The sequence below is a fragment of the Franzmannia qiaohouensis genome (assembly GCF_031451695.1).
Classification (GTDB): domain Bacteria; phylum Pseudomonadota; class Gammaproteobacteria; order Pseudomonadales; family Halomonadaceae; genus Franzmannia; species Franzmannia qiaohouensis.
Genome location: NZ_JARWAM010000011.1, coordinates 80723 through 92889 on the forward strand (window position 1 = coordinate 80723; position 12167 = coordinate 92889).

Consider the following 12167-nt stretch of genomic DNA (forward strand, 5'->3'; position numbering starts at 1 on the left):
AGTGCGCAATAGCAAGCATGGCAGCTATTACGCAGGCCGCCAGACGATGTCGCCCAATGTCCTATGTTGGCGACATTCCATGTGAGTGATCGCCTACTGAATTGGTGCGAGGTGGTGGTGAAAGAGGTGTAATGCTAGTGCCTGACAAGAGATCATTGTCGATATCGGATCCATGCATTAGCCATGGTGAACGCTTCGACGGGCTGAGCCTGTTGCTGGGTGAGTGGCAGTCGCTATGGCGGCCGGCGCCGTTTCATCAGCGCATGCCCGAATGGGCAACGTCACACGCCGCGCTGTTCGACGCCGCCATGAGTCTCGACGACAGCACCCTGGCAGGCCTACGCGATGACGACCCCTATGCCTCGGTTGACGGCGTGGTGCGGCATCCGTTGGCGGAGTATCTGCCATTGGCTCAGCTTGCTGCGCTGTGCAAGGTGCCCGCATTACCGACCGCAACGCTGCCGGCGGCCTGGGCTACCCATGTTGGGGGCCGCAAGTGGCAGCAGATCGAGGCCTTTGCACCCCATGTGCCGCTCGAGCCTGAGGCCAGCCTGGTGGAGTGGTGTGCCGGCAAAGGGCACCTGGCGCGCGCCTTGAGTCGTCTGCATCAGCAGCCGGTGACGGCCCTCGAGTGGCAGCCGACGCTGTGTCGAGAGGGGCAGCAGCTAGCCGCGCGCCAGGGAGTCGCGGTCACCATGCTCGAACAGGACGTGATGGCAGCCACGGCGCGCGACAGGCTGACGGCCTCGAACCAGGTGGTGGCACTGCACGCCTGTGGCGACCTGCACGAGCGGCTGCTCGAGCTGGCTGCCGACTGCGGGGCCGGGGTAACCCTGGCACCATGCTGCTACCAGCGCACCGCCGCCGCGCGCTATCGACCGCTGTCGGCGACCGGGCGAGCCCTGGCCGCACGGCATGGGCTGGCCCTCGAGCGCGACACCCTGGCCCTGGCGGTACAGGAAACCGTGACCGCCCCGCAGCAGGTGCGCCGCCAGCGCCGCCGCAATGGCGCCTGGCGCCTGGCCTTCGACCTGCTGCAGCGCGAACTGCGCGGCACTGACAGCTACCTGCCGGTGCCCAGCCTGGCCTACGGGCGTATGCCGCCGAGCCTGGCCGAGTTCTGCGCCTGGGCTGCCGAGCGCAAGGGCCTGGTGCTGCCCGGGCGGGTCGACTGGGGCGATCTCGAAGCGCGCGGCTGGCAGCGTCTGGCCGAGGTCGAGCGACTCGAGGTGGTACGCCAGCTGTTTCGTCGACCGCTGGAACTGTGGCTGGTGCTCGACCGCGTGCTGATGCTCGAGGAGGCGGGCTATACGGTCACGCTGGCCACCTTCTGCGCGCGGCAATTGACACCGCGTAATCTGCTCATTCAGGCGGCCCGCGACGCGCGGCACGCCTCCCCATCCGAGGTGTTACATGACTCACTCTGATCCGCCAGCTGGCGCTGAGTCGTGGCGCGGGCTCGGTGAGTCGCCGCTGCAGCCGCTGTCGCCGCATCTGGCACCCTGCCTGGCACTGCACAAGGCGGCCGGCTGGCTGGTGGTGGTGCTGGCGGTGGCGTGGATGCCGCTGGGCGACTCGCCGCTGCTGGCCTGGCGTGCCTGGCTGGTGGCCGGCGTTGCGGGCTGCGCTGCCCTGGGCGTGGGCTTGGCGTGGTGCGAGGCGCGGCGTCGCGGCTATGCGCTGCGTGAGCATGACATCGTTCAGCGCCGCGGGCTGTTGGTGCGGCGCCTGCAGGCGCTGCCGCTGGTGCGGCTGCAGCATATCGAGACGCGCAGTAATCCGCTGGAGCGCTGTTTCGGCTTGGTGCGACTGGCCTGCTTCACTGCCGGCGGGCGCGGTGCCGACCTGCTGATCGAGGGGCTGCCTGCGGCCCAGGCCGAGCTGCTCAAGCAGCAGCTGCTGGATCGCCTGAGCGGCGCTTCAGGCGAGTCGTCGGCGTGAGCGACCCGCTCGCCGAGTGGCAGCGGCTATCGCCGTGGGCGATGGTCTCGCTACTGCTGACCCAGGCGGCCGAGCAGGGGCGTCAGCACCTGCCGCTGCTACTTGGCGCCGGTGCTGGTCTGACGCTGCTCGATGCCATCGGCTGGCGCGAGCTGCTGCTGGCCGGCGGCGGGGTGCTGTGCCTGGCGCTGTTGCTTGCCTGGCGCTATTACCGGCGTTTCCGGTTTCGGCTCGAGGACGATGTGCTGGTGATCCACAGCGGCCTCTTCGAGCAGCGCGAGTACAAGCTGGCGGCGCACCACGTGCAGCAGATCGCCACGCGTCAGCCGCTGCATATGCGGCCGTTCGGCGTGGTCGAGTGGCAGGTGGTGCCGCTGGCCGGCGATGCCTCGCGGATAACCCTGCCAGGGATTCGCCAGGCCATCGCCGAGGCGCTCAGCGAGCGCCTGTCGCCCTACGCCTTGACCCCGCAAGCCGCAGCACCTGCCCACTATGTACTCACCGCCAAGGGCCTGCTGCTGCACGGCCTGACCAGCCGTTCGGTGATGGTCGCCGCGGCCATGCTGTCGCCGCTGATCCGCCCCCTGGAGCGCTGGCTGCACGATATCGCGCCGTCTCTGGCATGGCGTGACTGGCTGCCGACTGCGCCGCTGCTGCTCGCCGCCCTGGCCCTGCTGGTGGTGCTGGCCGTTGTGCTGCTGCTGTCGGTGATAGCCGCTGCGTGGCGCTTCTTCGGCTATCGCCTGGTCGAGCACGGCGGACGCCAGATCCAGACCAGCGGCCTGCTGCAGCGCCAGCGTCAGAGTCTCACCCTGTCGCGCCTGCAGGTGGTCGAATGGGTCGAAACCGGTCCCGGGCGCCTGCTTGGCTGCGGCTATCTGGTTTGTCACCAGTTCGGTGGTGCCGGCGATGAGGGGCGCCGTTTCCTGGTGCCGGGGATTACCGGGGGCGAACAGCGGCGCCTGCTGGCCACCCTGTGGCCGGGGCTGAGCTGGCCCGCCGAGCTGGTCCGCGTTTCACGCCACTATCGACGAGTGCTGCTGCTGCGAGGGGTCTTGCTGGGCGGGCTGCTGCTGGCCGGCAGTGGCGCGCTGCTGGACGTGACGCTGCCCGGCTGGCAGTGGCTGCTGCTAGCTGCCGCGCTGCTGGCGCTGGTGGTGCTGGGGGCCTGGCGACGCTGGTACTGCCAGGGCTGGGCGCGCAGCGGCGACTACCTGTGGGTACGTCACGGCCTGTTCGGCCTGCGCACTCACGTGTTCGCGCTGCACAAGGCGATCGCGGTGGACGTGCGCCAGAGCTGGTTCCAGCGCCGTCGCGGGCTTGCCACACTGCATCTGCACCTCGCCCACGGGCGGGTAGCCTTGCCGTATATCGAGCACGCCACGGCCCTGGCGCTGGCCGATGAGCTGCTGGCGGCCTGCGCCTCGGACTCAGTCGTCGAACCGCCAGACTAGGTGTCGCTCGCGGGGCCAGCGTCCGCTGTCGAGGGTGGCGCCGTCGGCGTCCTGGATCACGTAGCTATGCTGCCCCTGGTGGCGCAGCGCTGCGGCCAGTTGGCCCAGGCCGCGGGGAGCATCGGCACTGAGTATCACCAGCGGCCGTTCGGGGTGGTGCCACATGCGCGCTGCGCCGCGCTGCTCGACCTCGGGCGGCACGCTGACGGCCCGGTCGCCGAGCCAGTCGTCGACATCGTCACTCAGTCCCACCAGCAGCGTTAACGCCGCCGCGTCGTGCTGGTGTGCCGCCTCCGGCCGCTGGCCCAGCAACTGCAGGGCCAATGACTCGCTGCCCGGGCTTGCCGCCAGCACCTCGACATCGCCTGCCAGCAGCAGTGCGCGCAGGGTGGCAGGCGGCGCATCGAGCTCACGCAACACGTCCAGGTGCGGATCGATCTGCAGCGCCAGCGGGCGCTCGTCGAGGTCGATTCGTACCCGCTTGCGGGGCGCCTCCAGGCGGATGCTGTGGTGTACCTCGGCGTCTCGGGTGGCGATGACAAGTGGCAACTTCAGCGGCCAGGTGGCGCCGTTGGCCTCTTGGCGCAGCGTGACCTCGAGGCGCCAGCGATCATCCTGCGGTGTGCGCTGAACATCCTCGAGGACGATGCGCGGGCGACCCGGCTGATGCAGCCAGGCAGAGAAAAAGTCATCCAGTGAGGTGTCGGCGGCCGCCTCGAAGGCGGCCTGCAGATCGTCCCAGCCGGCGCTGTGGAACATGTGCGTGTCGGCCAGCTCGCGCAAGGCACGGTCGAAGGCGTCGTCGCCAATTCGCTGGCGCAGCATATGCAGCACCATGGCGCCGTGCTGATAGCCGATCAGCCGTGCGGCGGGGTCGCGACCGCCGCGAAATGCGATCAGCGGACGTTCGCCTGCGGCGGGCAGGGCGGCGAGGTCGGTCAGCCAGCGGCTGCGGGTGTCGTAGGCGTCGCCGCGCAGCTCATCCAGGTGATAGTCGGCCAGGTAGGTGGTCAGCGCTTCCGACCAGTTGCCGGCACCACGCTCGAGGCGCACCCCGGTGCCCCACCAGGCGTGCATCAGCTCATGGGCCAGCGAGGTATGCGGGATGAAGGGGAGCGGGATGACCCGCTCGCCGAGCAGCGTAAAGCCCGGGAAGGCCAGGCCCACCGGCGCCGGGGTGGCGGCAATGGTAAAGCTGGCGAAGGGGTAGTCGCCCAGGCGCGCCTCGAACAGCGACAGGTGGTTGGCAGCGTGATGCAGGTAGGTATCGGCGAAGGCGTCGTCCAGGGCGCTGGGAAACAGGGTGCGCAGGCGTACGTCGCCGACGCTCTGCTCACGCAGCTGCCAGGGGCCGGCAGCGACCTCGATGCCGTCGCTGCGTGGATGCTGGTAGTGCTCGCGAGTGGCATCGGCGTCGCTGTCGTCGCTCACCAGCGAGCCGCTGGCCACGCCGCGCTGCTCCGGCGGCAGTTCAAGCGTCAGCGACAGCGAGAAGGGCGCGTCGAGCAGTGACGGATACCAGCCAGCATTGGCGGGGAGAAAACTGCCGGCCTCCTCCAGGCGCAGCCCGCGCTGCTGTACTGCGGGGGGAAGTTGGCCCTGCCAATGAATGATGCGGCGCTGGCCGTCATGCTCATCGAGGGTGAGTTCGAGCCCGGCAAGCAGCGCGATCTCCCCGGACGCGGGGGCCGGGCTGAGCTCGAGTTCGCCGCGCAGGCTCGCGCTGGCAGGGTCGAGCCACAGCCGCATGCTCTTGTGTGGCAGTTCTTCAGCGTTAGCGCCGAGACTGCCTAGCACGCCCAGGCCTCCCAGCAGGGCGACACACCAGTGGGCTTGGAACCGGTGGTGCGGCATGGGCTCAGTGCCGCGGCGGGAAGCGCGCCAGCACTTCCTCGCGGTCGCCCTGGCGCGAGATGCCCAGCGGCAGCAGGGTGCCCGGCGGCTGATCGCGGACCACCGCGATCAGCTCGCCGGGACTGGCAACGGGGCGGCCGGCGGCCTCGACGATCACGTCGCCGCTGACAAGCCCGGCGCGCTCGGCGATCGAGTCGTCGCCCACGGCCTGGATCAATACGCCGTCGGCGTGGCTGTCGATCATCACCCCGAGGCGCGCCGGGGCCGCCGGTTCGAAGCCCTCTTCGTCAGCCAGTGCATACAGGGCGTCGGCCAGGCCCGCCGGGGGCTGGCACTGACCGTCTGGCTGCCAGGGCAGCAGGGTCTGCTGCGCGGCTACGCCGAGATCGGCCAGCTGATGGGGCACGCCGTGGCCGTAGGTCAGGTGCCCCTGGCCGATCAGCGCCACCAGCAGGGGAGTACCGCTGGCCGCGCTGGCGTGATCGGCGAGAGCCTCGTGAATGCCCTCGGCCATGGCTCGGTCCCAGGCCAGTTGCGCGGCGATGAAGCGCTCGACGCCATGGCCCGATTCGTCGCCCCCCGGGTGGTGGGCGAATACCGCTTCGAGCCGCTCGCGATACGCCTCGGCCGGTGCGGCGGGTGGCGTGAGGTCATGGCGCTGCTCGGCGGGGACGCTGTCCCAGCCGTCGCTGGCCAGGCGCTGGCGTAGTGCCGGGAGAATGTTCAAGGCCACCAGCGGAATCTGCTGCATGCGCGCGAAGTGCAGGATCGGCAGGTAGAGTGCCGGGTCATGGCCCCAGTGCTCATGCCAGCCGCTCTGTGCGAGGAACTGGGCCTCATCGAGTTCGCCGGCGACCCAGGCATCGAGCGCTGGCTGAGCCTCTCGCGGCAGCATCTCCAGCCCGATCAGCAGGTCGTCGCGGTGGCCATGCAGCCCCGACAGGGTATGCAGCTGCCAGCGATGGTGGGCGAGGCGATCATGCTGTTCGCCGAGCAGCACCACCTCGTGGCTGGCCAGTTCGCGCATCATGGTGGCATTGGAGGCGTGGCGGCCATCGTCGAGCCGCCACTCGCCCGGCGCGGGGCAGGTCTCGGCCAGCGCCGCCAGTGGCATCAGCAGGGCCGCCGCGAGGAGGGCTACGCAAAAAGTGGTACGTCGAGACGGCATCGAAGACTCCTGGCGGCAGCGGCCCGCTAAAGACCGCGTCAATACCGAGACAGTTCCCGCTGTGCCCTCAGAACAGGCTCATGCGTTTCATCACGCCGTCCTGGCGGATCAGCCAGTGGTAGAGCGCGCCGCTGACGTGGAGGATCACCAGACCGAGAATGACCCAGCCGAGCCAGCCGTGCCAGACGAACAGGCGCTGCGACAGCGCCTCGTTCTCGCCGACCAGGCCGGGCAGGTTGAACTGGAAGAACTGCACCGGGAAGCCGCCGGTCGCGGTGGCCAGCCAGCCCAGCACCGGCATCGCCAGCAGTGCCAGATACAGCAGATGATGCACGGCAGTGCTGAGCAGGTGCTGGAACGGCGGCAGCGGCGGGTCATGCAGCGGCACCACGAAGATCAGCCGGGTGATCAATCTTGCCGTCATCAGGCCCAGCATCATCACCCCGGCGGTCTTGTGCAGGGTATAGAGGGTGTCGGTGCCGGCGCGCCCGAGGCGTTCCATGGCACCCTCGAAGCCGAGGAACCCCAGCGTCAGGCCACTGGCCAGCGAAAATAGCAGTACCGCGGCAACGCCCCAATGGAGCAGTCGATGTGGGTAGGCGTAGCGGTCGGTCATGTGAGTTCCTCATGAATGGGCATTGCGTCGCTCAGGTTAGCGTAGCCGATCTGCATACTGTCCATCGGGCGACGATGCTCCACGCAAGATGGTAATGCAACTAAGGTCTATGCGGTGGCGACGCATTGCTGATTGACAGCCAGTGAGCCAGAGAGCTAGCTTGATTGGGGCGAGTTACCGGTAACATTATTGCTGAGCACCAGCTGCCGAGTAGCTTTCCTGGAGCTGCTGAATCGCCATTCTGCCCAATGCTGCTAACGGTCGAATTCGCTTGTTTCAGGTTTGACGTAACGCCGATTCCTGGTCATTTGTTGGTAGTACTGCGGTATGCCATCAACCGACCATTACAACAAAGCATCACACAGTGGAGACTCACGCCATGACCCCTATCTTGCGTACTACGCTCACGCTGGCCGGCGCGGCCACGCTGTCGATCAGTATCGCCCATGCTCAGTCGCCCGAGCTTTCCGATCCGCCCGCCATCGACGGTGATACGGTCGGTGATCACGGCAGCGTTACCCTGCGCATGGGTATTGGCCTGGCCGAAACCTCGCCACAATACCTCTCGAGCCAATACTTCGCCGATATTCTCGATCAGCGCAGCGAAGGGCGCATCAGCGTCAATATCTTCCCCAACAGTCAGCTCGGCGACGACGTGCAGATGATGGAGATGCTGCAGACCGGCTCGCTGGACATGACCTACCCGTCCAGCTCGCCGGCCACCACTTACGTCGAGGAGCTGGCGGTATTCGACCTGCCGTTCCTGCTGCCGACCCGCGAGGCGGCCATCGCGGTACTCAACAGCGAGGTCGCCCAGTCGATGCTGGATGGCTTCGAGGGCACCGGGATCAAGGCCCTGGCGTTCTCGGAAAACGGCTTCCGTCAGCTCTCCAACAGCGCCCGCGAAGTGGCCTCTCCGGAAGACGTGGCCGGTCTCGACGTGCGCGGCCTGTCGGTGCGCACCATGGAGAACCCGGTGCACCTGGCGATCTGGGAAGCGCTCGGCGCCAACCCCACGCCGATGGCCTTCGGCGAGCTGTTCTCGGCCATGGAGCAGGGCGTGGTCGACGGCCAGGAGAACCCCTGGAGCACCATCCTCACCTCCAACTTCCACGAAGTGCAGGACTACGGCTCCGAGACCCGCCACGTCTATACGCCGTTCATCAAGATGATCTCCGAACGTACCTGGGATCGCCTCGATGCCGAGTACCAGGAGTTGATCCAGGAGGCTGCTCTGCAGGCCGCCGAGTACGAGATCCAACTGGCCACCGAGTATGACGACTGGTCCCGCGATCAGCTCGAGGAGCGCGGTATGCAGATCACCCGCCTCGACGACGACCAGATCGCCGCCTTCCAGGACGCCGTGCAGCCGGTCTACGAGGAGTGGGCGCCGCGCATCGGTGAAGACCTGGTCGCCGAGATCCAGCAGATCGTCGCAGACACCATGAACGACTGATAACGCAGGACCAAGAGAGACGCGGGCCGCTGATTGGCCCGCGTTGCGTCTGTCTGCCTTTGAGGGTGTTTACAAAACAGGCGAACGAAGGCAAGACGAGGCAAAAATTGACGAAATTGCGGAGTTTACGGGGTGTAAATGAGCATATTGAGTCAAGTTTTAACGACGTATTGTCGAGTGCAGCCCTTTTGTAGACACCCTCTTTTGGAGCGCCTATGGATACCCCCCACTCACCGCCCCCGGACCCGTCCGAGTTCCTCGACGATCCGCGCCGCAAGCCGCTGGAGATCGACACCCAGCAGCGCCGCGGCCCGGCAGTCTTCCGCTGGCTGACCGTCGGCATGGAGCACCTGATTGCCGCCCTGTTGGTGGCGCTGATCGTCTCGGTATCGGCCAACGTCATCGGCCGTTCGCTGCTCAACCATTCGCTGCCGTGGGCCGATGAACTGGCGCGCATGCTGTTCATCTGGCTGATCTTCGTCGGCGCCGCCGCGGCCTTCTCACGCTTCGAGCATATCGCCGTCGACCTGCTGCTGCGCAAGCTCCCGCAGCGCGCCGCCTACGGTCTCTACCTGCTCCAGCACCTGCTGATCACCGCCCTGATGTTCGTGATCATGGCCGGCGGTTACTTCGTGCTGTCCCGCTCCACCGGGCGCACCGCGATCCTCGGCGTGCCCTGGAACCTGATCAATATCTCGCTGGTGCTGTGCGCCGCCTTCATCGCCGCTGTGGCGATCTGGCGCGCCTGGCGCGCCGGCCAACTGATGCTCGGCGCCCGCTAGGAGGCCTCTGTCATGCTCTGGATCTTTCTCGGCATCCTGTTTGCCTCCCTGGCGCTGGGGCTGCCGATCGCCTTCGGCCTGGGGATCGCCGCGGTGGTCATGGCGGTGATCTCGGATATCCCACTGTCGATCCTCATCGAACAGTCGGTGCGCGGGGTCAACAACTTCCCGCTGCTGGCGATCCCGTTCTTCATTCTGGTCGGCGAGGTGATGAGCGCCGGCGGCATCGCCCGGCGACTGATGGAGCTGGCCGGCACCCTGGTCGGCTTCGTGCGCGGCGGGCTTGGCCAGGTGGCGATCACCGGCTCGATGTTCTTCGGCGGCATCAGCGGCTCGGCGGTGGCCGACACCGCCGCCACCGGCTCGATGATGATCCCGTCGATGAAGCAGCAGGGCTACTCGGCGCCCCAGGCCACCGCGATCAACACCGTCTCCTCGGTGATCGGCATCATCATCCCGCCGTCGATCCCGCTGATCCTCTACGGCATCGTCACCGAGACCTCGATCAGCCGGCTGTTCATTGCCGGCATCGTGCCCGGGGTGATGATCGGCTTCGGGCTGATGGTCACCACCTTCATCATGGCCAGCTTCGGCGGCGCTGGGCAGACCCGCAAGTTCCGCCTCGGACCGCTGTGGCAGGCGTTCAAGGCCGCCTGGCTGGCCCTGGTGCTGCCGGTGATCGTGATCGGCGGCATCATCGGCGGCATCTTTACCGCCACCGAGGCGGCCGTGGTGGCGCTGCTCTACTCGCTGGTCATCTCGCTGGTGGTCTACCGCGAGTTCCACGTCCGCGAGCTGTGGGGCATGCTGATCCGCACCGCGCGGCTGACCGGCATGGTGCTGCTGCTGCTGGCCTTCGCCACGGTGATTGCCTGGTTCCTGACCATCAACATGGTGCCGCAGACGCTGGTCATGCAGGTGCAGTCGATCACTCAGGACCCGTTCCTGCTGCTGCTGATCGTCGCCGGCCTGCTGCTGCTGGTGGGCTTCGTGATGGACCTGACCCCGGCGATGGTGATCATGGCGCCGATGCTGACGCCGATCGTCACCTCGGTGGGCATCGACCCGGTCTACTTCGGCGTCTTGATGGCGTTCATTCTCGGCATCGGCCTGCTGACCCCGCCGGTGGGCACCTGCCTGTACGTCGGCTGCGGGGTGGGCAAGGTGACCATGGAGCAGCTGGTGAAGGCGATGCTGCCTTACTACGCCACCCTGCTGATCATGGCGGTGATCCTGATCGCCTTCCCCGGCCTGGTGACCTGGCTGCCCAACCTCACCGCCGTGGGCGGTAACTGAAACAGGAACGTACTGTAATGACGTCGTACCGCATTCTGGTCATGGGGGTTTCGGGTTCGGGAAAGTCCCACATCGGACGCTTGCTGGCCGAGCGTCTGGATGCTGATTTCATCGACGGTGATGATCATCACTCGGCGGCCAATATTGCCAAGATGGCGCGCGGCATGCCACTTGATGACGATGATCGTCGCGGTTGGTTGATGACTCTTGCGGATGTGTTTGCCGATTATCGCCGCGCCGATCGCTCGGTGGTCGTGGGGTGTTCGGCGTTAAAGCAACGCTATCGGGATATCCTGCGCAGCGGTGACCCTAAGTTGGCGATTGTATACCTGCAAGGGAGCCGGGCGCTGCTGCGCAAACGTCTCACCGGGCGTGAAGGACACTTCTTCAAGGGGGATGGCATGCTTGACAGCCAGTTGGCCGACCTCGAGCCGCCGGTACCGGAAGAAGCTCTCAGCGTGGCGGCTAGCGAGCCGCCTGAGTCGATCATCGAACGCGCCGCGGCGTGGCTGGTGAGCACGCCGCGCAGGGCATGATTTCTGCCTGCACATTGGCTAAGGTGAGTGACTATTTTTGCCACTCACCGCTGACGCTCAGGGCTCCGTGAAGAAAAAACGACCAACACTCCAGGATATTGCCGACCGCGTCGGGGCGACCAAGATGACCGTCAGCCGCTGTTTGCGTGACCCGCAGACGGTCTCCGAGGGGCTTCGCGAGCGCATCTTCTCGGTCGCCGAGGAGCTTGGCTACATTCCCAACCGCGCGCCGGACATCCTCTCCAAGGCGACCAGCCGCGCCATCGGCGTGATGGTACCGTCGCTGACCAACCAGGTCTTCGCCGACGTGATCAAGGGCATCGAGGTGGCCACCGAGCCGGCCGGTTATCACCTGATGCTCTCCCACTACGGTTACAGCCCGGAGCTCGAGGAGCGCAGCCTGGCCTCGCTGCTCTCCTACAATGTCGACGGGGTGATCCTCTCCGATAGCCTGCACACGCCACGCACCTGCCGCATGCTCGAGACCGCCGGGATCCCCAGCGTCGAGATCATGGACACCCACCTGGCGCCGTTTCACCAGGCGGTGGGCTACGACAACGTGGCCGCTGCCCATGTCATGGTCAGCGAGATGATTCGTCGCGGTCGCCGGCATATCGTCTACCTGGCGGTGCGCCTCGACGAGCGTACCCGCCAGCGCGAGCAGGGCTATAGCCAGGCGATGAATGAGCACGGCCTGACGCCGCTGACGCTGTATACCTCGATGCGCTCCTCCTACAGCGTCGGGGCGGCGCAGATGGCCGAGCTACTGGCCGAGCACCCTGATACCGACGCACTGTTCTGTACCAACGACGACGTCGCGGTGGGGGCCTACTTCGAGTGTCTGCGGCGCGGCGTGGCGGTGCCCGAGCGAGTCGCCATCGCCGGGTTTCACGGCCACGACGTCGGCCAGGTCATGGCGCCGCGCCTGGCCAGCGTGCTCACCCCCCGCGAAGCGATCGGCGAGACCGCCGCCCGCGAGCTGCTGGCGCGCATCCAGGGTACGCCGATCACCCAGCGGGTGATCGACCTGGGCTTCCATATCGAGATAGGCGGTACCCTCTGAG

At 66.8% G+C, this 12167-nt stretch carries 11 protein-coding genes; 8 read left to right on the forward strand and 3 right to left on the reverse strand.

All coding sequences use genetic code 11. From position 1 onward, the window contains the following. Positions 1–155: 155 nt before the first annotated feature. From QC821_RS15470 to QC821_RS15480, 3 genes are read left to right on the forward strand one after another with little or no spacing between them, the layout of a single operon-like run. Positions 156–1427 carry a methyltransferase gene (locus QC821_RS15470; protein WP_309723405.1) on the forward strand — a complete coding sequence of 424 codons (1272 nt, stop codon included), beginning with the start codon at positions 156–158 and terminating at the stop codon, positions 1425–1427. Next, positions 1414–1941 carry a PH domain-containing protein gene (locus QC821_RS15475; RefSeq protein ID WP_309723407.1) on the forward strand — a complete coding sequence of 176 codons (528 nt, stop codon included), beginning with the start codon at positions 1414–1416 and terminating at the stop codon, positions 1939–1941. The genes QC821_RS15470 and QC821_RS15475 overlap by 14 nt, the downstream gene beginning before the upstream one ends. Beyond that, complete coding sequence (locus QC821_RS15480; RefSeq protein WP_309723409.1) at positions 1938–3395, forward strand: PH domain-containing protein; 1458 nt, start codon at positions 1938–1940, stop codon at positions 3393–3395. Before QC821_RS15475 ends, QC821_RS15480 begins: the two co-directional genes overlap by 4 nt. Here QC821_RS15480 and QC821_RS15485 read toward each other — a convergent pair. The 3 genes from QC821_RS15485 to QC821_RS15495 form a co-directional block, all read right to left on the reverse strand. Continuing rightward, positions 3372–5192 (reverse strand): M1 family metallopeptidase, encoded by a 1821-nt coding sequence (locus QC821_RS15485; RefSeq protein WP_309723411.1) that lies wholly within the window; start codon positions 5190–5192, stop codon positions 3372–3374. The genes QC821_RS15480 and QC821_RS15485 overlap by 24 nt on opposite strands. Before the next feature lie 61 nt (positions 5193–5253). Beyond that, positions 5254–6417: a ChaN family lipoprotein gene (locus QC821_RS15490; RefSeq protein ID WP_309723413.1), complete on the reverse strand. Its 1164-nt coding sequence runs from the start codon at positions 6415–6417 to the stop codon at positions 5254–5256. A gap of 67 nt (positions 6418–6484) precedes the next feature. After that, the gene (locus QC821_RS15495) at positions 6485–7033 is read right to left on the reverse strand and encodes a cytochrome b (RefSeq protein ID WP_309723415.1); all 549 of its coding nucleotides are present in this window, start codon (positions 7031–7033) and stop codon (positions 6485–6487) included. Positions 7034–7412: 379 nt separating this feature from the next. Here QC821_RS15495 and QC821_RS15500 point away from each other — a divergent pair, with 379 nt between their 5' ends. The 5 genes from QC821_RS15500 to gntR all read left to right on the forward strand — a co-directional run bounded on the left by QC821_RS15500 (position 7413) and on the right by gntR (position 12166). After that, the gene (locus QC821_RS15500; protein ID WP_309723417.1) at positions 7413–8489 is read left to right on the forward strand and encodes a TRAP transporter substrate-binding protein; all 1077 of its coding nucleotides are present in this window, start codon (positions 7413–7415) and stop codon (positions 8487–8489) included. Between the two features lie 215 nt (positions 8490–8704). Beyond that, positions 8705–9271, forward strand: coding sequence for a TRAP transporter small permease (locus QC821_RS15505; RefSeq protein ID WP_309723420.1), 567 nt, complete (start codon positions 8705–8707; stop codon positions 9269–9271). 12 nt (positions 9272–9283) lie between these two features. Beyond that, entirely contained in the window at positions 9284–10567 is a 1284-nt protein-coding gene (locus QC821_RS15510) for a TRAP transporter large permease (protein WP_309723423.1), read from the forward strand. Positions 10568–10584: 17 nt separating this feature from the next. Next, positions 10585–11103 carry a gluconokinase gene (locus QC821_RS15515; protein WP_309723426.1) on the forward strand — a complete coding sequence of 173 codons (519 nt, stop codon included), beginning with the start codon at positions 10585–10587 and terminating at the stop codon, positions 11101–11103. 67 nt (positions 11104–11170) lie between these two features. Continuing rightward, positions 11171–12166, forward strand: coding sequence for a gluconate operon transcriptional repressor GntR (gntR, locus tag QC821_RS15520; RefSeq protein ID WP_309723609.1), 996 nt, complete (start codon positions 11171–11173; stop codon positions 12164–12166). Position 12167: the final 1 nt, after the last annotated feature.

Bases quoted from the DNA above. Each gene is read 5' to 3' on its own strand.
- QC821_RS15515 (WP_309723426.1), top strand. From the start codon at position 10,585: ATGACGTCGTACCGCATTCTGGTCATGGGGGTTTCGGGTTCGGGAAAG.
- QC821_RS15505 (WP_309723420.1), top strand. From the start codon at position 8,705: ATGGATACCCCCCACTCACCGCCCCCGGACCCGTCCGAGTTCCTCGAC.
- QC821_RS15490 (WP_309723413.1), bottom strand. From the start codon at position 6,417: ATGCCGTCTCGACGTACCACTTTTTGCGTAGCCCTCCTCGCGGCGGCC.
- QC821_RS15510 (WP_309723423.1), top strand. From the start codon at position 9,284: ATGCTCTGGATCTTTCTCGGCATCCTGTTTGCCTCCCTGGCGCTGGGG.
- QC821_RS15475 (WP_309723407.1), top strand. From the start codon at position 1,414: ATGACTCACTCTGATCCGCCAGCTGGCGCTGAGTCGTGGCGCGGGCTC.
- QC821_RS15495 (WP_309723415.1), bottom strand. From the start codon at position 7,033: ATGACCGACCGCTACGCCTACCCACATCGACTGCTCCATTGGGGCGTT.
- QC821_RS15500 (WP_309723417.1), top strand. From the start codon at position 7,413: ATGACCCCTATCTTGCGTACTACGCTCACGCTGGCCGGCGCGGCCACG.